General features: G+C 43.3%; 11 protein-coding genes, 1 tRNA gene and 1 pseudogene. 5 read left to right on the top strand and 8 right to left on the bottom strand.

Annotated features, from left to right (window positions below; genetic code table 11):
* Window positions 1-134: 134 nt before the first annotated feature.
* From ABUA47_RS13355 to ABUA47_RS13325, 7 genes are all read right to left on the bottom strand, one after another.
* Window positions 135-1,424 (bottom strand): DUF4995 domain-containing protein, encoded by a 1,290-nt coding sequence (locus tag ABUA47_RS13355; RefSeq protein WP_035447737.1) that lies wholly within the window; start codon window positions 1,422-1,424, stop codon window positions 135-137.
* A gap of 123 nt (window positions 1,425-1,547) precedes the next feature.
* Window positions 1,548-3,314, bottom strand: a complete 1,767-nt coding sequence (locus tag ABUA47_RS13350) for a RagB/SusD family nutrient uptake outer membrane protein (protein ID WP_035447171.1) — start codon at window positions 3,312-3,314, stop codon at window positions 1,548-1,550.
* Window positions 3,315-3,339: 25 nt separating this feature from the next.
* The gene (locus ABUA47_RS13345) at window positions 3,340-6,546 is read right to left on the bottom strand and encodes a SusC/RagA family TonB-linked outer membrane protein (RefSeq protein ID WP_035447173.1); all 3,207 of its coding nucleotides are present in this window, start codon (window positions 6,544-6,546) and stop codon (window positions 3,340-3,342) included.
* A 255-nt stretch (window positions 6,547-6,801) separates the two neighbouring features.
* A complete protein-coding gene (locus ABUA47_RS13340) occupies window positions 6,802-7,245 on the bottom strand; it encodes a cupin domain-containing protein (protein WP_016272381.1) in 444 nt (147 codons plus the stop codon).
* A 29-nt stretch (window positions 7,246-7,274) separates the two neighbouring features.
* Window positions 7,275-8,396 (bottom strand): aldose epimerase family protein, encoded by a 1,122-nt coding sequence (locus ABUA47_RS13335; RefSeq protein ID WP_039160756.1) that lies wholly within the window; start codon window positions 8,394-8,396, stop codon window positions 7,275-7,277.
* 16 nt (window positions 8,397-8,412) lie between these two features.
* Window positions 8,413-12,450, bottom strand: a complete 4,038-nt coding sequence (locus tag ABUA47_RS13330; protein ID WP_035447174.1) for a two-component regulator propeller domain-containing protein — start codon at window positions 12,448-12,450, stop codon at window positions 8,413-8,415.
* Between the two features lie 37 nt (window positions 12,451-12,487).
* Window positions 12,488-14,389: a hypothetical protein gene (locus ABUA47_RS13325; RefSeq protein WP_035447177.1), complete on the bottom strand. Its 1,902-nt coding sequence runs from the start codon at window positions 14,387-14,389 to the stop codon at window positions 12,488-12,490.
* A gap of 250 nt (window positions 14,390-14,639) precedes the next feature.
* Between ABUA47_RS13325 and ABUA47_RS13320 the strand changes: the two genes are divergently transcribed.
* The 3 genes and pseudogenes from ABUA47_RS13320 to ABUA47_RS13310 all read left to right on the top strand — a co-directional run bounded on the left by ABUA47_RS13320 (window position 14,640) and on the right by ABUA47_RS13310 (window position 19,968).
* Window positions 14,640-16,601: a sulfatase gene (locus tag ABUA47_RS13320; RefSeq protein WP_349824427.1), complete on the top strand. Its 1,962-nt coding sequence runs from the start codon at window positions 14,640-14,642 to the stop codon at window positions 16,599-16,601.
* Between the two features lie 13 nt (window positions 16,602-16,614).
* Window positions 16,615-18,726, top strand: a pseudogene (locus ABUA47_RS13315) (glycosyl hydrolase family 95 catalytic domain-containing protein); the annotation flags it as partial.
* Between the two features lie 120 nt (window positions 18,727-18,846).
* Window positions 18,847-19,968, top strand: coding sequence for a heparin lyase I family protein (locus tag ABUA47_RS13310; protein WP_051146990.1), 1,122 nt, complete (start codon window positions 18,847-18,849; stop codon window positions 19,966-19,968).
* 135 nt (window positions 19,969-20,103) lie between these two features.
* On the opposite strand, the gene ABUA47_RS13305 is transcribed toward ABUA47_RS13310, so the two are convergent.
* Window positions 20,104-20,175: transfer RNA gene (locus ABUA47_RS13305), tRNA-Arg, on the bottom strand.
* 204 nt (window positions 20,176-20,379) lie between these two features.
* Between ABUA47_RS13305 and ABUA47_RS13300 the strand changes: the two genes are divergently transcribed.
* Together ABUA47_RS13300 and ABUA47_RS13295 are read left to right on the top strand one after the other, a co-directional pair.
* A complete protein-coding gene (locus tag ABUA47_RS13300; RefSeq protein WP_005830698.1) occupies window positions 20,380-22,227 on the top strand; it encodes a 2-oxoacid:acceptor oxidoreductase subunit alpha in 1,848 nt (615 codons plus the stop codon).
* Between the two features lie 99 nt (window positions 22,228-22,326).
* Window positions 22,327-23,331, top strand: a complete 1,005-nt coding sequence (locus ABUA47_RS13295; protein ID WP_005834397.1) for a 2-oxoacid:ferredoxin oxidoreductase subunit beta — start codon at window positions 22,327-22,329, stop codon at window positions 23,329-23,331.
* The last annotated feature ends 279 nt before the right edge of the window (window positions 23,332-23,610 follow it).

Here is a 23,610-nt window from a genome sequence, read left to right as displayed (position 1 = left end):
CCAATCCCGGATAATCCAGATTCAGCAAGCCGAAAGCTTCCTTCCGCAACTGCTGTGCTTCCGCACATAATACAACCAACAGAAAAATAAAGCTAAGAATATACTTTGTTATCTTCATGGTATATTAATTTCGTTTATAGCGATTTATAATCAATTCCTTTTACTTGCATATATCGGACTAAAGCCTCCAGATAATAATAATCGGCATAATTGATAGGTGTATCAATTTCAGAACCATTAGGCAATGAACCTGTAGAGTGCATCAGAATAAATCCCTGGTTGGTGCCGACTTTTGCCAAGTAAGCATCGGAAGAGAGAGACTTGAGCAGTTTCTCGGCGTAATCAAAATAGACTTGTCCGTCCTCTACAAGAGTACTGAGCTCTATCAGGGCAGAAGCTGTGATAGAGGCGGCAGATGCATCACGAGGCGTCTCCGGTGTGTTCGGGGCATCGTAGTCCCACAAAGGAATCGCATCGTCAGTCTTTACACGTTCCATGATTAATGCCGCGATATTTTGGGCTTGCTGTAAGAAGGCTGCATCTTTCGACTCACGATAACAGGATGTATATCCATATACTCCCCAAGCTTGTCCGCGCGCCCATGAGGAATCATCATTTTTCCCCTGATGCGTACATTTCATTTCTACGCTGCCATCGCTATTGTAGCTTACTACATGGTAGGACGAATGATCGTTTCTAAAGTGGTTTTTCATTGTTGTCTCAGCATGTCTCAATGCGACTTCTTTATACTTGGAATCATTCGTAAGATGATTGACGTAAAACAATAAGTCCAGATTCATCATATTATCAATAATCACAGGGAAATTCCACTTCCCAAAATCCCAGGAACGGATACAGCCTATGTTCGAGTCGAAACGACCGCACAAATTATCAGCAGTCTGTACCAATATCTGACGGATAGTGTCGGCAGGAGACAGACGGTGCGCATTACCATAACTGCAATTCACCATGAATCCGATATCGTGTGTACCTTTATAATCTTTCAACGGATATAGGTAATTCGTAAATTTCACCGCATCTTTTTTCAAGTCTTCTATACCAGTCAACTGATATGCGTACCACAAGTTTCCGGGGAAAAAACCGCTTGTCCAATCATAGATGGAACTGCAATATCTACGGCTTCCCAAGGCATCTTTCACAGGTTTCATCCGCAAGGAGTCTTTAAAAGTTACAGGCTCTCTTTGTAACTGGCTACAGAGAAAATCCATATCGTATCCCGTCCAGATGGAACGGGGCAACAAGACTGAATCCCCTACATCCGCCACTGTTTCTTCCAGTTGTTGCACAGAAGTGTCTATCGCGTTTTTCAACCAGCCGTAATCTTCCTTTGGTTGACTGGGTGAACAGCCAGAGAATCCCTGCAATGTAGCAACTGCGTAACAAAATAATAAAAATTTCTTCATAAATATATGCATATTCTATAGGTTATATCTGCTCAAATTATCATCCTTACATACAAGGATGGAGAAACAGTAAGATGTTTATACTTTCTCCATCCATTGTCAGTTCATACCCAGAAAATGAAATTACTCAAATCCCGGATTGTTTTCTCCATTCAAAGCCGCGTTCGATTGGATTTCGGCCAATGGAATGGGGTAAAGTTCATGCTTGCCTGTGGTAAAGTTGTGGCCTGCTACGTAATTGGACTTAGCCCATTTCACCGGATTCCAATCTTTACGTGCAGCATCCGTTATATATTCATCTGGTCCCGGAATCCATGATTCCATGTAGTTCTGAGCAGCTTTTAAAGATGCTTCCAGAATACCCCATCGTAGTAAATCATATTTACGTTGACCTTCGTAGCAAAGTTCAAAAGCACGTTCCCAATACAATGCTGTACGGAATCTGCCGGCATCATCACCATCCGGAATAAATGGCAAATCATACAATTTCGGAGCCTTCAACAAGCTTGAATAATTGGCTGTACTTATAGGAGTAGCACCGGCACGTACACGGACGTCATTCAATAGTTTCCATGCTTCGGTTGTGTTGCCGATTTCGTTATAAGCTTCAGCTGCCATCAGAACAGCATCAGCATAACGCAACGGAGCATAATTGACGCCTGTATTGTTGGGATCCACAAAACCCGGAGCCATCCATTCTCTGCGCCATTTGCCCGGATATCTGTTCAGATTTTTGTTGATATCGGCAGAAGTATGCGATTTTTCCTGAGTTTCTTTATTTTTGTCCCACTTGATAGCATAATCCACGAAATTCACGTCACGACGTACATCTTTTATGCTTCCATCCTCATTTGACTCATAGAAAGACTTCCAATATGGTAATACCACAAAGAAAGCATTGGCACGTCCCATATAACTGCTTGTGCCGGGATAACTTCCCGGAGCATCTACAAGTGGTCCGTTGTAAGTTGCCCATACACCGGCATTGTCCTTCAAACCTTGGTTGGGTTCGAAAGCGATCTCCCAAAGAGATTCCTGATTGTCCAATGTCAGCTGAGAATAGTTCTTAAACAGTTGCTCATAACCACCTGCATAAAAACCATGGTAGCCTTCAGCCTTCAGAGCTTCCCATTCTTTAATCACCGCTTCAAAATATCCCTTTCGGGTAGTATCATCCGGACGGGTCAATTGACGCGATGAACAGTTCAGGCTATAGCCAGCGCGTTGCAAATAGACACGCATCAGTAAAGTATGGGCAGCACCGCTACAAGGTATTTCAGAAGAAGCCACTTCACGACCAGATTTCAAATATGTTTTTGCATAATTCAAATCTTCGATGATTTGGTCATAAATCAGCTCACGGTCGGTACGAGGTTTGGATGTATTAGCAAAACCATTCGTATATTCCGTGCTGAACGGTACATCACCAAAGAATTTCACTAGGTCAAAAGCTATGTAGGCACGGAGGAATCGAGCTTGCCCGTCAATTTCCTGCAGGTTTTTGTTTTCTGCAAAACCTGACATAGCCTCGATGCTGGCAATAGCCACATTGGCACGATCGAGAGCTTGGTAAGCACATCTCCATACACTAGCAATCCAAGTATTAGAAGCATTGTACAGATAGTGGGATATGTCACGGCGAGTTCCGTCCGAACCGGTTCCACGTACCATGAACATGTCGTCCGACCCAAAGAACGGCATGATATTTTGTCCATAATAGTCTGTAGTTTCAAGACAGTCATAGATTCCGACTACAGCCATCTGGGCTTTTCCTTCTGTCACGAAATAAGTATCTTTCTCGTAGAATGAGCTGGGCTTTTCAGTCAGGTCACAAGAAGCAACCCCTACAAGCATCATTGCGCCAAGCGCATATATCATTTTGTTTTTCATCTTATTATTCCCTTTTTAATTCTAATTAAAATGCTACGTTCACACCAAATACGAAAGAGCGGCTTCTGGGGTAAGCACCGAAATCGACACCGGGAGTTAACGCGCTACTCATGGTAGATACTTCCGGATCGAAACCGGTATAAGGAGTCCATGTAAACAAATTATTGCCCGTTGCATACAGACGCAATTTGGTCAGACCAATTTTATTTATCACTTTCTTGGGGAAGGTATACCCTAAAGTGATATTACTCAATTTCAAATAAGAAGCATCTTCAATGGCCCAAGAATGAATGTAGGTGTTGTTGGATCCGTTATCACCGAAATGAGCTACTGTTTTTCCCTGGTTCACTGCTGCCAGTTCTTCCGGATTCGTAATCAGTTCACCATTGGCATTAATAGTCACCCAACGATGAGCATCATCAGCTACCGACAGAACGTTTTTATTAGTAAGGGCAGTCTTGGTATTGGTCAACTTAGTAGCATTCAGTACTTCCGCACCATAGCTGTAAGTAAAGAAGATGCTCAAGTCAAAATCCTTCCAACTGAAAGTATTGTTGATACCGCCATAGAAATCAGGCAAGGCATTACCAATAATGGTCTTATCACTTTCAGTAATTTGGTTGTCTTCACTACCGTCCACGTTCTTAAATTTCCAGTAACCTGGCTGGATATTCTTCTTGTCGCCATGATAAGGTACACCGTCCTTCAATGTATAAGTTTTGGTTGTAGCATCGTAATTGAAGTCTTCCACCTGATACAATCCGTCAGTCACATAACCGTAGAATTGTCCCAATGGTTGATTTACTCCAATCTGATGGGATGCCCCCGCACCACTATAACCAAAGTTGGCCAGATACAACTGTACATCTTCACCTGTCAGTTTCTTAACCTTGTTCTTGTTGTGGGAGAAAGTAACCGAAGTGTTCCAAGTAAAATCTTTGGATACGATGTTTGCCGTATTGATAGTCAAATCCACACCCGAATTTTGAGTTTCGCCTGCGTTGATAACCATACTAGTATAACCGGAAGAGTTAGGCAGTTTGGCATTCAGCAGCAAGTTGCTACTGCGATTGATGTAGAATTCCGGCGAGAATGTGATACGCTGGTTCAAGAAACCAAAATCTATTCCTACGTTGAATGTCTTATTTGCCTCCCATTTCAAATCGGGATTAGGCACCTGACGAGAAGCATAGCCTGCTTGTGCACCGTTGCCATTGGCAGCAGTAACAGAATTCATAAGAGCAAGACTTTGATAACTACCAATACGATTGTTACCCGCAAGTCCATAACCGATGCGGAATTTTAAGTCGGAGAAGATTCCCAGATCCTTGATAAATTCTTCTTCGCTTAAACGCCATGCAGCCGAGAAAGCCGGGAAATATCCCCACTTGTTGTTCTTACCGAACTTGGAAGAACCGTCAGCACGGACTGAAGCAGTAAAAAGATATTTATCCATCAGGTTGTAGTTTATACGTCCAAAGAAGGAAAGCAATTTATCATCGTAGTTTTCACTGGAAGTGGGAACACCTGGAACACCCAGTGAGAGGTCTCCCAAACCTATTTCATCATTCGGAAACTGACTGGCACTTGCAGAAAAGCTGCGTGACCATCTTTCCACATATTCATGTCCGGCAATGACTGTAAAGTCATGAATTTTGTTTTTCCAAGAATAGGTCAAAACATTGGAAGTCTGAAAACTGCTATTTTCCAAATTAGTAATTGAACCTTGAATACTGGAACGCTTACCTGTAATAGACTCATCACCATAGAATACATCATTACGGCGAGTCTGATAGCGCATACCTACCGTACTACGGAAAGATAGTCCTTTCAGCAGCTTAATGGTAGCGCCACCATTGGCCTGGAAAGTACGCCATTCCCTATCGTTGAGCTCTTCTGCTGCCGAAATCAGCGGATTCTGCATAACGTTGCCATTATCATCTGCCAACAGAGGATCTTCGCCGTATAATAAATCTTCATCTACCCCCATAATACCTACTGTAGGACGATACTGCAAGATGTGCTGCATCTTGTTGAAGCGGTCACCACCTTCTGATGTACCCATGCCTTCCACACGCATCTGGTCGTAACTGATACGTGAATTTACCGTTAACCATTTGTTTATCTCATGATTCATGTTGAATGAGATGTTATGCTTTTTACTACCGCTGTATACCATAGCACCTTCTTCGTTGTAGTATGAGTAAGCCAGACTGTAATTCATCTTCTCCGTCTTTCCGGATACACCTACACGATAGTTTTGAGTAATAGCATTACGACCCAAGGTTTCATCTTGCCAGTCGATACCCTTGCGACCATTATATATGGAAGCGAGATCGCTGAACTTACCGTATCTCTCTTCCCATTTGGTCATACCATCCGCACCGGAATCTCCTGTACCCATTCTCCACAATGTACGTTCGTAATCCAATCTGGCAAATTCACCGGCATTAAGTACATCCAATTTGTTTGCAATCTTTTTGACACCGACATAACTGTCAAAAGTCACTGTAGCCTTGCCACCTGATTTACTACCATTCTTCGTAGTGATTACAACTACACCATTGGCACCACGAGCACCATAGATGGCAGTGGCCGAAGCATCCTTCAACACGTCAATGGTTTCAATTTCAGCGGGGTCGAGGGTAGACATACCGTCTTCACTGGGAAAGCCGTCGATAATGTAAAGAGGTTCGTTACTTTGTGTGATAGAGATACCTCCACGCACACGTACGGAAATGGAAGCACCCGGAGTACCTTCACTCTGCTGCACCATCACACCTGCCATGCGTCCGGTCAAGGCTTGTGTAACATCACTTACTGGCACTTTAGAAAGTTCTTTGCTGCTAACGGAGGTTACCGACCCGGTCAAATCTCTACGAGGAACGGCAGCATAACCAATTACCACAACGTCTTCCAGTAATACGGCATCAGCCTGTAGAGTCACATTGATTACACTTCGGTTATTGACTTTCACTTCTTGCGGAGTCATACCTACATACGAGAAAACCAATACATCTTTGGATGCATCATTCACTTTCAGAGTATAGTTACCATTTACGTCGGTAACTGTTCCAACACCGGCAACACCTTTAATGGTTACACTACTTCCAATCACTTCATATCCTTCACTATCAATCACCTTACCAGTTACTGTCAAACTTTGTGCGTATGCAGCCAAACTGACAAAAGCGAGGATAAACATTAAAAACAATTCTTTCAATTTGTACATAATAAATAATCTAAGGTTTAACTTTAGAATTTTTCTGATGACAAACATACGACAAGCACTAAAAAAAGTGCAAAAGTATTGTTTTTGTTACTTTTACTTTTACACTTTTTCCATACCAATATTGTTCACTACACACTATTTTTGTGCAAAAACAACTTCACAGATTACCACAAAAGGAAAATCATCCGATTAAGCAATAGCTTTATCTGCTTGGATTGCACGAAAAACAAATTGTACAAAACATCTTTTCAAGGCTTATTTCAAGAAATCAGCTCGTATCGGAGCAAAACAGTCAATCAAAACTCCAGGCTCCAGACAAACGCAGCCATGCAAAATATCCGGTTCAATATAAATACCGTCTCCCGCTTCCACAATCTTCTTTTCATCACCCACTGTAAACTCAAATTTACCACTTACCACATAAGTCGTTTGCGTGTGGTAATGCGTGTGAGGAGTTCCTATAGCCCCTTTCTCAAATTTGACTTTAACCAACATTACTTGCCCATCATAGCCCATAATCTGTCTGGCCACACCTTCACCTGCCGGCTCCCACGCTTTTTCTTTCTCTATAATAAAAGTATTGCTTCTTGTTTTCTTAATAGGACTATCAGGCACTCTATTATTGGCATTCAAACCCGTTACCGCAAAAAGAACTACTCCAATCATACATACACATCTTTTCCATGTTTTCTTTTTCATAATTAGTAAACTTTAGTTGATTAAATATATTATTCTGATATTGTTTCAAATTTATAAATAGTGACCTGCCGATATATTTCTCCCGGCAACAAACTTGTAGCAGGAAATTGAGGATTATTGGGAGCATCGGGGAAATGCTGCATTTCAAGACAAAATCCATAATATCGGCCATATTTCTTTTCACCATGACCAATAAGATAATCCATATTTGAATTTGGAATATAAAATTGCATTCCCGGTTCAGTAGTGTATGCTTTCAACACTCTACCGGATATAGGTTCCACTACGATAGCTGCCAACTCTAACGAATCTGGGTATTTATCCAGTCTATAATTCACATCATATCCTTTTCCCATTTTCTGTACTCTTTTTTCCACCGATTGTGGAGAAGTATAATCATATACAGTACCCACCACAGGCATTAACTCTCCGGTAGGGATACCCATGGAATCGGTAGGAGTTATGGAATCCGCATAAATCCTATAAATATGATTCAACACGTTTCTGGTGCAACCTGTCAGATTAAAATAACTATGATTTGTAAAATTAACTACCGTAGGCTTATCCGTAGTAGCTGTATATTCCAGAACAATCTCATTATGATTAGTCAGTTTATAAGCTATTGAAAGCTCTATATTGCCGGGAAATCCGCCTTCCAAGTGAGTACTTTTGTATTTGAATACCACGATAGCCGTATCTTTGACGGTATAAAATGTGTCTGTTTTAAAGACTTGACGATTGAACCCGTTTGTTCCACCATGAATGGAATGTTCTTTATTGTTTTTTTCCAGATGATAAGTTTGCCCGTTCAAGCTGAATTCTGCATTTCTAATGCGATTGGCAAACCTTCCTACGGTAGCTCCAAACTTAGGATGTCTTTCCAGATAAGATTCCAGACTGTCAAATCCTAAAACCACATGTTCAAACTGCCCTTGTCTGTCAGGAACGGAAACGTCAGTCAGCGAAGCGGCATAATTTGTCACTTTGATAGACATGCCGCTTGCATTGGTCAAGGTGAACATTTCTATCACATCACTTCCTTTCCAAATGCTACCATCCTTAAATACAGACGGCCGACATAAATCCGTTTGCCCCCACGAGACCGACAACCCCAAGATGGTAATCAACGTTCCAATAATACGCATCTTCATAACCTGATGATTTATACTATTTCTTTCCATATTCTGTAGGCAAACAACCGATATACTTCTTGAAACGTGCCGCAAAATAAGAAGGAGTGTTATATCCCACCATAAAACTGATTTCTGAAACGGTATACTTTCCTTCTTTCAATAACTGGCATGCCCGATTAAAACGTATCTTATGTATAAAATCAATAGCCGATTTTCCCGTTATTGCCTTTAATTTCAAATGAAGATTTGAACGGCTCATATTCATCTCACGCGCAAACTGTTCTGTAGAAAATTCCACATTGTCCATGTTTTTCTCAACGACAGCAATAGCCTTTCGCAACAGTTCCTCATCCATCGTATTGCTCGTAAGCTTTTCCGGTCTTATTTCCGTCATATTGGAATATCGCTCGAATATGCGATAACGTGTACGCAGCATATTCAGAATCTTGGTTCTCAACACTTCCATAGAGAAAGGCTTGGCAATGTAATCATCGGCTCCTACCTGTAAACCTTCCAACTGATACTTGATATCCACTTTGGCAGACAACATATAAACCGGAATATGACAAGTACGTAGATTCTGTTTCACTAACTTACATAACCTAACGCCATCCATTACAGGCATCATGACATCTGTTATAATCAAATCTACATCCTTGTCTTTCAGTATATCCAGCGCTTTTTGCCCATTCTCCGTTTCCAATATATCAAACAGCGCAGACAGGCCGTTCACCAAGTACTGCCTTAATTCCCTATTGTCCTCTACGACCAAAATAGTACCACGTTTACAGTTTTCCTCATCCGTACTAACTTCTTCCCCGAACTTTTCGTCATCACCGATATAAATGTCGTTTGCATTGGTGGAATATACACGTTGTTCTCCTTCATCCCCACTTCTTCCTAACAACTCTTCTTGTGTATATACGGATTCATCTTGCGGCAGATAAATCGTAAAGGTAGAACCTTTACCGACTTCACTCTGTAGAACAATCCGCCCATGATGTAATTCCACCAGACGTTGAACCAATGAGAGTCCGATACCACTCCCTTCACGTCCATTTTCTATCTGATAGAAACGTTCAAAAATCTTTTCCTGCTTCTCCAATGGGATGCCAATGCCCGTATCTATTACTTGCAAGACAAGATTGTCATCTTCTATGTAAAGTTTCACAATGATACTTTCGCCGACTTCGGTATATTTAAAGGCATTCGAAAGCAGATTATTTGCAATTAAATCCAGATAGTTCTCATCGAAAAGAACATTTTTATCTTGCAACTCTGTATAGAAGTTATAGTCTATATCCTTCCTTTTAGACAAACTTTCATAATTCATAAAACAGTTCAATATCCGCTTATAAGCATTGGAATACACAGCCCTGAGTTCAAATATCCCTAACTCAGCACGCCGGAAATCCATTAACTGATTAACCAAATGCAAGAGGCGGTTGGTATTCCGCTGCACATAAAGCAACTGCTCATGCTCCCAATGCCCGCTGATACGATCAAGTAATTCCTGCAAAGGCGCAACAATCAAAGTCAACGGAGTCCGTAACTCGTGCGAGATATTAACATAAAAACGGATTTTCATCTGGCTTATCTCTTCCCGCTTTTCTTTATCAAGCCGTTCCATTCGTATTTCAGCCTGCATACTCTTGCGTAGCCAGAAGAAGCGTACGATACCGAACACCAACAAAGCAAACGACAAAGCAAACAAGGAAAGCGCCCACCAAGTAGAATACCAAACCGGCAATATATGTATATGAAGTATGGCGGGTTCCTCATTCCATTTACCATCATTGTTCGCTGCTTTTATACAAAAAGTGTAATCCCCTGCTGGCAAATTGGAGTAAGAAACAAGGCTGATATCATTCTGCTTATACCATACATTATCATATCCCTCCAGTTTGTAGGTAAATGTATTATGTTTACCCGCTATATAATTGGAAACGACAAAAGAAATGGCGAATGAATTCTGAGATGAAGATAAAGTTATACGATTCACGTATGTAATACTTTCCTTTAAAATTCCGGTTTCATCATCCGGTAATACCTCCTTATTATGAACAAATAATTTATTGATCACAGGTTTGGGAGCATAAGGATTATCAATCAACGTTTCAGGACGGAATGAAGTAATGCCGTTGACTCCACCAAACAACATGTAGCCATTGTCTTTTCGACAATAAGCCCCAGCATTAAACTGGTTGCCTTGTAATCCGTCCATAATCGTGAAATTACGAAACTTCCCACTCTCCGAATTCAGACAACTCAACCCTTGGTTCGTGCTTATCCATAAACGCCCGTAAGCATCTTCCAGAATTCCATAAATAACATTACTCGGCAGACCGTTTTCTGTAGTATATTGCAGAAACTGCTTATCACTCTCTTTCAAAGCAAACAATCCGTTACGTGTTCCAATCCACAGATATCCGGAAGATGTTTCGTAAAAACAATTCACAAACGCTTGCTTCAACACAGAAGCTATCTGAAAATCCGTATTAGGGAGCAAAGAGGTACCTACCTGGTTAAAAACAGAAATTCCCATTTCTCCCCCAGCCCATATACGTTTCTTTGAGTCACAAAACAACAAGCGATTGTATTGCTGCAATTTATGCCCGTCCCCATCTACATCAACAATCGTAAAATTGCGTTTATCTATATCAAAATGCAATAAATATTCCAGCGATGCCACCCAAAGCCCCCCATACCCGTCTGAAATAATAGAATAGATATTATTGCTCGGCAAATTGCTATTGTGACGATTATAATATTCTATGTAACCGGATTTACGATGTAAAACCATCATTCCTCCGGCATGTGCCCCCACATATATTCTATCTTGTACCTCATCTACATACACCGTCTTGATATCCTTGAAAGGTACATCCAGATTGCCCGAATTGAATAGATAATTCTTATATAGCTGAGAGGCATTATCATAGTAATTCAAACCGCCATCGCTCGTGCCAATCCACAAATTATGCTTGTTATCCTCAACAATGCAACTGACCACATTATTACTGAGTGAGTTCAAGAACGGGACATGTTTGATACGCTGGAAACGGTTACACAAAGGATGATAATAATTCAGCCCTCCCCAGTAAGTACCCAGCCACATGCCACCCTGCGAATCTCTGAAAATACTCCGGACTGAATTCTGCGATAAACTTCCTTCCTGAATCTCAGAGCTTTTAATGGACGAGAAACTGTCTGATCCCTCCTTGTAGATATTCAATCCACCATAGGTTCCCACCCATAGGCGATTCTCTGTATCCAGTGCTAAAGAACGCACATAGTTTGAGTTCAATCCTGATTTCCCATCTTCATAACGGTAATTCTTCAGCTCCTTTGTCTTCATGTCGTACAGATAAAGTCCATCTCCCTCCGTAGCCAGCCATATTCTATTAAACATCTGGCACAGAATGGCATGAACCCGGATGCCAGTAGGCACATCCACTAGTTTCTCCAAAATACCGTTTGACAAAGTATAAATATATACACCTTCCTCAGTACCTATATAGATACAATCACCCTGGCGTACCAAAGCTGCCGGCTGCAATCCATGCAAAGAAGAGGATAATGTATCCGAAAGGAAACACTCTTTCTTTACATCAAAAAGCAGAATGCCTTCGGCAGTACCCAACATCAACCAATCTTTTTTTATCGGGATAATACTGGTCACAGCTACGTTCAAACCATTTCTCTTATAATAATAATTGGAAAATTCATCCTTATAATGATTGTAAAGAGACAACCCCTCACGAGTTCCTATCCAAATCCGGTCTGAATCATCCATTGTGATGCAACGGGATATATCGCTGGCAATACTTTTGGGATTGGTATATTGATGACGATATACAATAAAGTTGTAACCATCATATTTATTCACACCATCATACGTCGCAAACCATAAATTCCCTCCTTTATCCTGATTAATCGCAAAAATCGTACTATGCGACAATCCTTCCTCCAAACCAATATGGGAAAAGTGAATATCTTCAGTGACATCGGCATTCAACATGTAGGGGAATAATACTTCTAAAAGCACTAACAAATATTGCTGTATTTTCATGTTTGTAATCTATTATGAGGCAAATAAATAAAACACATTAGCAAAAGTAAATATTAATCTGTATTTTCTTGCCAATACTTTCCGGTATTATTCGCAAAGGTACAAAAGAGAATCCTGGAACCGGATTAAAGATTCGTCCATCACTATCTGTCGGTGCTACATCTATATATCCTGCTTCGCAAGTGATGTACAATATCCCCTTATTTTTTTTTATGGAAGCTTCTCGCGTACTTATCCTCACCTCTTCTTTGGGCGACGCGATAACTGGCAACACAAGGTAAGCCGAGTCATTGCAACGTTCCACGCTTATGCTCACTCCTTGTTCTGAAAATGCATAGTTCACCTCTACCGGTACTTCTCCCTGCTTTGGAGACTGTTGATTGATATCAACCAAATGAGAATTTACATTGAATCGGCAGAACCCGTTTTCTATAAAACAAGTAATGTCCGTATTCAAATCGTCCAGATTACTATATGCAACTCCATCCTGAGTCAATTCAACCCGGGGGGTACCTCCCATCAGATATTTACGGACATTGTCCTGCATATTGGGAGCTTCAATCAATTTATACCGGTTCATAGTCGCAGCAAATATAGGTCCTGCCTGAGCATGCCACAACAACGAAAGAGCACCTCCCATTGGATGAGTCCCTTTCACTTTATATTCGGCGTCATATCCGGTAAATGTGGCACGCCAATCTCCTTGGGATAAAAGCCACGTACGAATATCCTTAAAGAACTTCACTCCGTAAACGGAGTCACGGGGAAGCTTTTCCAAAGAAGTCATTTTCACAGAAGGCAGTTCTAAAAAAGAAGCCAACGCCTTGGCATGCCCAAATGTATGATGAATACAAGGAGAAACACCGGATGCAAAATAATGCATTCCTCCATAAAGAAGTCCACCATGGGTAGCCTTACTCAATAAACGGATATTGCGGCGAATGGCTTCCAAATATTCCGGATGACGGGCAGCAGCTATCAAATAATAACCTCCCATAAAGCCATCACTGGTACGCCCGCCCCAATAAGTCCATTTAAAGCTTCGTGTTCCCCAACTGTTGTCCCAAGCGCCATCGGGTAACATAAACTCAAGATGAGTATCCATGGAACGTTCCACAAGCGAAAATAGTTCCATGTCGTTTGCCATCACTGCATAATATGCCATATTAGGCAGTGATTCTTCTACATTATAAAGCAAATCTACCGGACGGCAACCGTTTGGAGTTTCTGAGGCGATATTAGGTCCCTCGCCATACAAGAAACAGTCATTCACGGTAAAATATTCTTTTAATCCGAAAGCTATCTCTTCGGCTTCCTTCTTAAATTCAGGCCGATTGCACATTTCACCGATAGCATATAGTGCATAGGTTGCTGAAGCAGAATAATTTACATTCATATTTCTCATGCCTTCTCGCCTTCGGCTATAAATGAAAGGATTGTTCATCATAAACTCACCAGCCTCTACCAATCGCTGTTTCCAATGATGATGGGTTGAATCATCCAATAGATGTCCGTGATAATGCAAAGCTTCATAAAGAGCAATCGCTGCAAATACCGTCGTACCGTTCCAATCCGATACATGTACATCGTTCATCCATGACCCGTCCGGACGGTGCACATTCTCCATCCACGCCATCAAGCGCTTGGCTCCAAGCAAATATTTTTGGTTTCCGGTCTTTTCTGCCAAATACATCAAAGGAAGTACGGCATCACCTATACGTCCATGCATACGGGCACATGCAGGGCATAAGACTCCTCCATCAAGTGCGGAATCGGAATAGGTGCACTGATAAGCCAGAAAAGCATCCATCCATTCCGTCAACAGCTTATCCGCTTCACTACGCAATGAATCATCAAAAGAGTTCGCATTTACATTCTGTGCTTGTCCTGCCAAAGATGATACACAAAACAGCACCATCATAAACAACATGTTTTTCATATCTCTTTCATGGTTAGATTTTAATGCTCAAAGTTAGTCCTTTGTTATCAGTATTTCACTCTCTTTTTATTCAATATCATGCCAATGGGCGTTTAAACCTCTTGTAATATTGTTGAATCAATGCTAATATTGTTGAAACCTCACTTGCCAAAACAATATTGGTACACTTTTAAACATAAGGAAGTCTCAGTTAAACACAAACGGACTACTTTAGCTGCGGGAAACAAATGTTCTTAATTCTTAATGCTTTATGAGACACCTACCTTTATTAATGTGTACTGCCTTCTGCGGATTGTATTCCACACAGACAAAGGCGGCAGACACAAAAAACGAAAAGCCCAATATTCTTTGGCTCACCTTTGAAGATACTAGTGCATACGAATTCGGTTGCTACGGCAACAGAGGAGTACATACTCCCAATGCGGACAGCCTTGCCGCCCGCGGCATACAGTTTATGAACGCATGGTCCGTAGCTCCCCAGAGCTCGGCTGCCCGTTCTTCACTGATTACCGGATGCTATTCAAGCACTTACAGCATGGACATCCATCCTGTGCCCTACGATACACCTGCTGACATCTTCTTTCCACAGAAATTACGCGAAGCCGGATATTACTGTACAAACAACAGCAAGACACACTACAACTCTACCACTGACAATAAAATATGTTGGGACGAATGTAGCAACAAAGCCTCATACAATAGTCCCAAACGAAAAAAGAACCAACCCTTTTTCGCTGTATTCAACACGGTAACCTCACACATGGGACGCATCCGAACTTTCCATACAGACGGACGCAGAGATTACACACGGGAAGGCATATACCCGGCACTGCTTTCATTGCCTGCTTATGTTCCCGACTTGCCGGAAGTACGTTCCGACTATGCCGGTCATTTAGAAGCAGTACAAGACGTGGATACCTGGCTGGGATTCTTCCTGAAAGACCTGAAAGAGAAAGGCTTGGATGAAAATACAATTATATTTTTCTTCAGTGACCACGGCGGTTGTATACCCCGTGGTAAAGGATATTTGTACGAAAGCGGTCTAAAAGTACCTCTGATTGTCTATTTCCCGCCCAAATGGCAACACCTGGCCAAGCAGGCTTCAGGCAAAGAGTACAGCTTGGTCAACTTCACGGATTTAGGGCCTACCGTACTTAGTCTTGCAGGGGTAAAACCACCCAAACAGATGCAGGGCAAAGCACTTTACGGCAAGTTTGCAAACAAAGAAAAACGCCAGATGCAATTTGCATTAGCAGCCAATCAATTGCATCATTTCATGCCGGTACGCGCCGTTACCGATGGGCGTTTCAAATATATCCGTAGTTATATCCCCTATCGTCAGTTTGCCCTGCGCAATTATTATCAATGGGGAATGCCTTCCAACAAAGCATGGGATAAACTAGTATTGGAAGGGCATAATACCAACCCTAACTGGAAACTGACTTTCGAAGCCCATCCGGCAGAAATGCTGTTTGACCTTGAAAAAGATCCGGATGAACTGCACGACTTATCCGGTACTCCCGAATATGCAGAAATCTTGTCCAAAATGCGCCAAGCACTATCTGACCATATTCGTGTCACCGGTGATTTGGGGTTCTTCCTTCCCACTTCACGCACCGGTCATATTCTTTACGACAAAGTGCGCAAGGAGAAATATCCTCTGAACGAACTTTATACTCTTGTTGAAACAGCTGGAACAGCAACCACCGCCTCTCTGTCTATGTTAGAAGAAGCAATTACCAATCCGCTATCCGAAATGAGATTCTGGGGAGTAGTAGGATATGCCAAACTTGCCAGAGAAAAGCAAATATCTTCTTGTCCGCAAGCCTTGTTGGCACTCCTCCAAGACAGTAATCCCTACATCGCTTCCGAAGCCGCCTATGCCGCAGCCTATCTGGGTAAAAGTCAAGAAAGCGTTGCCCGCCTAATTATTCCCACAGAGGAAAAATACAGAAAAATAGGGTACTCTTCACTGGAATGCTTATCTTTAGACCCTGATATGCGTGACTGTATCCGTCCTTTCCTGTCGGAGCTGAGAGAAGCCGCAGAAACCCTGCCACGCCTTGAAAACGAAGATGCCGGACTCATGGCGCGGGGAATCCTCGTGAACTTGGGTGAAATGGATATCCAAGACCTATATGGTCCTAAAGCTTATAAAAGAGGTCTGAAATTTAACTATGGTCGTAGAGCAATGATACCGTTGCCCAACTAAAAGGAATAAATTTATGCGTAGTACAATCAAAATCGTAATTTTATTGTTTTTCATATGTACTTCCATGTCCGGAGCTTCGTTTCCGGACATGGAAAAGTATATGCGCCAACATGCCTTGATATGGGAACAATTACCCATGCAATGGAATGAAGGTGCTTTTTTAGGTAATGGATTGGTCGGCATGATGGTATATGCCGATTCCACACTCAATGCATTAGTTTTCCATCTGGGACGTCCCGATGTCACAGATCATAGGAAAGCTCCCTACCGAAAAACCTCCATCGGCACGGAAGAGGCAGATAAAATGGTGGATTTTTGCAGGCTTGATGTCGGTAAAATGCTATTATTCCCTGAAGGGAAGATACTTTCAGGCACTTTTTATCTCGACATTTACAATGCCGAACTGACCGGACACCTAAAAACAGACAAAGGAGACTTGACTTTCCACGCCTATACTCCCCAACCCGAAGAAGTGAATATCGTGGAAGTTTCCTCCGGAGTCCCTTACCGCTGGAAGGGGATTCCCGGGAACCCATGCTCTCCCCGCATAAGAGTATTTCCCCATTTGAAAGAAAAATTAAAATACAAGGACAACCCCGCACCTGTCGTCAACCAAAAAGACAAAGAAGGTAGTTGGGTACAGTCCTTGTTGGCGGGAGGAGACTATGCAACCTACTGGAAAGAGGTGCCGGGCGGAAAATCACGTTCCGTATTGTACGTGTCTACAGCCAATGAAGTGCCGGCTTCATCCCTCTCTCTTGCCAAAGCCATGAAGACTGTAGAAGCAACACAGATTACAGGAACTAAATTGTTGAAACAAAAGACACGCCAGTGGTGGAATGCCTACCACGAACGTTCTTTCCTTTCCATTCCGGACAAAAAACTGGAGAACTTTTATTTCATACAGATGTACAAACTTGCCACTTGTTCTCATCCGGATGGCCCGGCAATGGACGTAATGGGCACTTTCTTCAAACTGAGCCCATGGCCCAGTTTCTGGTGGAACCTAAATATACAACTGACTTATATGCCCATAGGACCAGCCAATAGGATGGAACAAGGCAAAAACTTCCAGCGACTGATGGATGAAGTGTTTCCTTCACTTGTCCGTTCTATTGAACCATGCAAGATAGGTGACTACACCTGGGCATTGCAAAACTATTATATGTACCTGCGATATGCCGGTGCTGACTGGCAAGATATCAAACAACAAGTAGTTCCAAAAGCACTGGACGCATTTGCCGTATTCGATAAAATACTGTGTTATAAAGAAAACACATGGCATCTCACCCATATTGAGTCTCCCGAATATGAAGGGTTCCAAAAATACAATGACAGCAATTACGGATTAGCTTCACTGAGCTGGTTGCTCCAAACATTGATAGCATGTCATGACAGAACTTCAAGCACTCATCCCGACTATGCACGCTGGAAAGAAATCCTGACACGACTGGCTCCATATCCCACCAATGAAAACGGTCTGATGATTGCCGCCAACAAACCGCTGGAGAAGTCCCACCGCCATTATTCGCACCTATTGGCCTTCTACCCTTTCCGACTTTTACATCCCGATGTACCAGAGAACCGTAAATTCCTGGAGAAATCCATCGAACACTGGTTGTCTTTAGAAGATGGGAAAGGATTAGCAGGATATTCCTATACCGGAGCAGCTTCTCTATATGCCTATTTGGGTAACGGTAACAAGGCTTACGAACGCTTGGCACATTTCATCAACAAACCAATCGGAATCAGCATTCTGCTACCCAATACATTCTATGTGGAAAGTCAAGGCAAGAATCCGGTAATAGAAACCCCATTAAGTGCTGCGGCCTCCCTTACTGAGCTGCTTATACAAAGCTGGGATGAGACTATACGTATCTTCCCGGCTGTGCCAGACCATTGGAAAGATTGTGCTTTCCATGCCCTCAGGGCGGAAGGAGGATTTACCGTCTCGGCTCAACGCCAAGACGGAAGAACCGAATGGGTCAGCCTGACCAGTGAAAAAGGACAACCTTGCCGTATACAGTTATCCGGATGGGATGCCGTCCATCAGCTATCTGCAGGACGTACCGTCTCCATCAAACCGCTGGGTAATGAGACCTATGAACTGGACCTGAAAACCGGAGAAAGCGTAACGCTGGCCCCTGACAAATCAACAAAATGCAAACTACGCCTTATCCGGGCAAAAAACAAATCCCAATCCAACTTCTATGGAGTGAAATCAAGAAAAGGTTTGCCCGAAATAATGGAATGGCCGGAATTAACTCCCATCAAGGAACGTGTGAATGTACAGGCCGACTCTGCTCGTATCCGACAGATTGTCGACGGCTGTTGGGTGGCCGTAGGTACCAATAAGTCCCATGCCATACAACTGGACTACTCCCGTCCCTTTCAAGGACAGCCTTCTTACCGTTTTGAGCTGAAACAAGATGACAACACTCTGGAAGGCTACTCTAAAGGAGAAACCAAAGGTCGCGCCGAACTATGCTATTGCTATGCCGTATCCGACGACTTCAAAAACTATCCGGCAGATGAATATCCCAATGCTCAAAAGATGAAGACCGTCTATCATTATGGCAAGGGAAGTTGCCCGCAAGGTTCATCCATGAGCTACACATTCTCTGTTTACATTCCACATACCCTTGACAAAAACGTATCTACCATCTTTGCCCAATGGCACGGCATGCCAAGCCGTACACTTGTGTCCGACCCTGATGGCAAAGTAATGAGCCTCAGTACCAAGGAGTTTCTGGAACTGGAGAGGCGAATGATTTTCAAGAAAAATACGGCATATGATAAAATTATCAAAATCAACGCCCAAGGAGATACCCTCTACAGAGCAGGGAAACCGAACGGTTGGCTGATAGAACAAGGCGGTTATCCCCCGCTTGCCTTCGGCTTTTCACAAGGTTATTTCTACATCAAAGCCAATTCGGACCGCAAATGGCTGACGGACAAGACCGACCGCTGTAATGCCAATCCTGACAAGGCAGAAATCATGCATCCAGTCACCTCTACCTTCAAAACCTCGACAATAGCATATAAAATGCCATTCGAGAATTTCCCCAAAGATTGCTGGATAACTTTTCAGGTAAATATAGACTGGACCGAATATGGAAAAGAAAAAGAAACCATTCTTAAACCCGGACTTCTTGACGTAACCATGTCCTACCGTCAATCAGAAAAGGAAGTGAAAGAACATATCGTAAACAATGAGGAGATACTGATTGGCCGCAATGACGAAGAAGGATATTACTTCAAATTCGGCATATACCGTGTCGGCAACAGTACCATTCCGGTTTGCTATAACCTAGCCGGTTATAAAGAGCAGTTCCGAAAAGTAACGACAAGAATCACGCAATTTTAAATCCCATATTTTTCAACTCAACACAGAACGATTGATTTCTTGTTTTTTCGTAGAAAAACAAAAAAGGAAGAAATAATAGCCGAATTCAACAAGCTACAAAAAGCCCGCCACCTTAATGGAGACGGGCTTGAAAAGTAGCTCCGAGGGGAATCGAACCCCTATCTAAAATTTAGGAAATTCTTGTTCTATCCGTTGAACTACAGAGCCTCAACTGATAATCAGCGGAATATGTAGAATATTTATAGAACTTCTACACTATTTTTACACGACGCAAGCTGATTACGGATGCAAAGATAATGTATTCTGCCGATTTTCCGAAAAAAGTTTTGTTAATCCGATTAACTTTCCGAAATTTGCTGCCTATGTAAACGGAATAGTAATCCTCAAATAATCTATAGTAATTCGTAAGTTATGGCAAACGACATGATGGTCAAAGAACTGGAGCAAGTGGTAGTCCGCTTCTCCGGAGACTCCGGCGATGGAATGCAGCTCGCCGGCAACATCTTTTCAACAGTTTCGGCTACCGTGGGCAATGATATCAGTACATTCCCCGACTATCCGGCAGATATCCGCGCCCCGCAAGGCTCACTCACCGGTGTTTCCGGTTTTCAGGTACATATCGGTGCAGAGAAAGTCTATACCCCAGGTGACAAATGCGACGTATTGGTAGCGATGAACGCCGCCGCACTGAAAACCCAATATAAGTTTGCTAAATCCACTGCTTGTATCATCATCGATACAGATGCTTTCCAGAAGTCAGACTTGGAAAAGGCCGCTTTCAAGACCGATAATCCGATAGAGGAAATGGGTATTAAGCAGGATGTCATCGCCGCCCCCATCTCGAAGATGGTGAAAGACTGCCTTGCCGACACCGGAATGGACAACAAGTCCATGCTGAAATGCCGCAATATGTTTGCAGTAGGCCTGGTATGCTGGCTGTTCAACCGCGATCTGAAAATAGCCGAAGATTTCATCCGCGAGAAATTCGCCAAAAAGCCCGAAATTGCCGGGGCAAATATCAAGGTCATCCATGCAGGATATGACTACGGACACAACACCCATGCTTCCGTAGCCCATACATATAAGATTGAAAGTAAGACTACCGTTCCCGGCAGATACATGGATATCACGGGGAACAAAGCAACTGCTTACGGTTTCATCGCCGCAGCTGAAAAGGCTGGCTTGAAGCTGTTCCTCGGCTCCTATCCCATTACTCCGGCAACCGATGTACTGCACGAACTCTCCAAGCACAAGTCTCTGGGCGTGATGACCGTGCAATGCGAAGACGAGATTTCCGGTTGCGCCACTTCTATCGGCGCCGCTTTTGCAGGTGCGCTGGCTGTGACCTCCACTTCCGGTCCCGGTGTCTGCCTGAAATCGGAAGCTATGAACCTGGCAGTCATTACAGAACTTCCGCTGGTTGTGCTCGACGTGCAACGTGGCGGTCCTTCTACCGGTCTGCCCACCAAGTCAGAGCAGACAGACTTGTTGCAGGCATTGTTCGGCCGCAACGGTGAAAGCCCAATGCCCGTCATCGCCGCCTCTTCACCCACAAGCTGTTTCGACGCAGCCTACATGGCAAGCAAAATTGCACTGGAGCACATGACCCCGGTCGTATTGCTGACCGACGGCTTTGTTGCCAATGGCTCCGGCGCCTGGAAGCTGCCCAAACTGGCAGACTATCCCGCCATCACCCCTCCCTACGTGACTTCCGAAATGAAGGACAACTATACTCCGTACAAACGCAATCCCGAAACAGGTGTCCGCTATTGGGCCATCCCCGGACAAGAAGGCTATATGCACATCCTCGGCGGTCTGGAGAAAGACAGCAATACCGGTGCCATCTCCACCGATCCCGAAAACCATGACTTGATGTGCCACCTGCGTGCCGAGAAGGTTGCCAAAATCCCCGTACCTGATGTAGAAGTGCAAGGCTGTGCAGACGATGCCGATTTGCTGATTGTCGGTTTCGGCGGTACATACGGCCACTTGTATTCGGCCATGGAAGAGATGAACAAGGCAGGCAAGAAGGTTGCCCTCGCCCACTTCACTTATCTGAATCCGCTCCCCAAGAACACGGAAACCGTTCTGAAGAAGTACAAGAAGGTGGTAGTTGCCGAACAGAATCTCGGACAATTTGCAGGTTATCTACGTATGAAGATAGACAACTTCACCCCGTACCAGTTCAACGAAGTCAAAGGACAACCGTTCGTCGTTGCCGAGCTGGTCGCAGCGTTCAATAAATTAATTGATAATTGACAGTTGACAATTGATAATAACCATGCGTAATATGCGGATTATCAATGACCAGCCACCAATTATCAACTATCAATTATCAACTATCAATTAAAAAAGATTATGTGCGAATATACAGCAAAAGACTATAAAAAAGGACAACCCCGTTGGTGTCCGGGTTGTGGTGACCACTTCTTTCTGGCTTCACTGCACAAAGCAATGGCAGAAATCGGCAAAGCTCCTTGGGAGAATGCCGTCATCTCAGGTATCGGCTGCTCCAGCCGTCTGCCCTATTACATGAATACGTATGCGATGCAGACCATCCACGGACGTGCTGCTGCCATCTCTACAGGTGCCAAGGTTGCCAATCCCAACCTGACGGTATGGCAAATCTCCGGCGACGGTGACGGTCTGGCCATCGGCGGTAATCACTTCATCCACGCCGTACGCCGTAACATCGACCTGAACATGATTCTGCTGAACAACCGCATCTACGGTCTGACCAAAGGTCAATATTCTCCGACCTCTCCACGTGGTTTCGTCAGCAAGTCGTCTCCCTATGGTACGGTAGAAGATCCATTCCACCCGGCAGAGCTTTGCTTCGGTGCCCGCGGCCGTTTCTTTGCCCGCGCGGTAGCTACCGATGCTCCGGGGACAGTGGAAATATTGAAGGCAGCCATGGCTCACAAAGGGGCTTCCGTTTGCGAGATTCTGCAAAACTGCGTTATCTTCAATAACGGTACGCATGACTCCGTAGCCAAAAAGGAAGACCGCGCCAAGAATGCCATCTACTTGAAACACGGCGAACCGATGCTCTTCGGCGAGAACAACGAATACGGACTGATGCAGGAAGGCTTTGGTCTAAAAGTCGTGAAACTCGGTGAGAACGGCATTACAGAGAAGGATATCCTCATCCACGATGCCCACTGCATGGACAACACCCTGCAACTGAAGCTTGCCCTGATGGAAGGTCCCGACTTCCCGATTGCACTCGGTGTTATCCGCGATGTGGAAGCTCCTACTTACGACGATGCTGTTCATGAACAAATCGAAGAGGTGTCTGCCAAGAAGAAGTATCACAACTTCGAGGAGTTATTGATGACGAATGATACGTGGGAAGTAAAATAAACCACTAAGATTTATTAATATCATGTTTGCACGAAACAAATAAGGTGCAAACATGATATTAATTTCCTAAAAGTAAGAGTACCTCCCTATCCTTTCTCTCCCAAACATAGATACTTATTACGCCAAACATGCAGTTCTTCCATCAAGAATAACTATATTTGCCACAGTAACCATAGTAGTCACATTTTGAAAGTAATTCTCTGATTTATACTGGCTTAATATCAATCTCACAAACCGCAGGCTGATAGCTCTTTCGTTCGAGTAATCCTTCCCGGATAA

The sequence above is a fragment of the Bacteroides sp. RTP31139st1_H2_RTP31139_211217 genome (assembly GCF_040227615.1).
In the GTDB taxonomy this organism is placed as follows: Bacteria; Bacteroidota; Bacteroidia; order Bacteroidales; family Bacteroidaceae; genus Bacteroides; species Bacteroides uniformis.
This window is presented reverse-complemented; position numbering and strand designations above follow the sequence as displayed.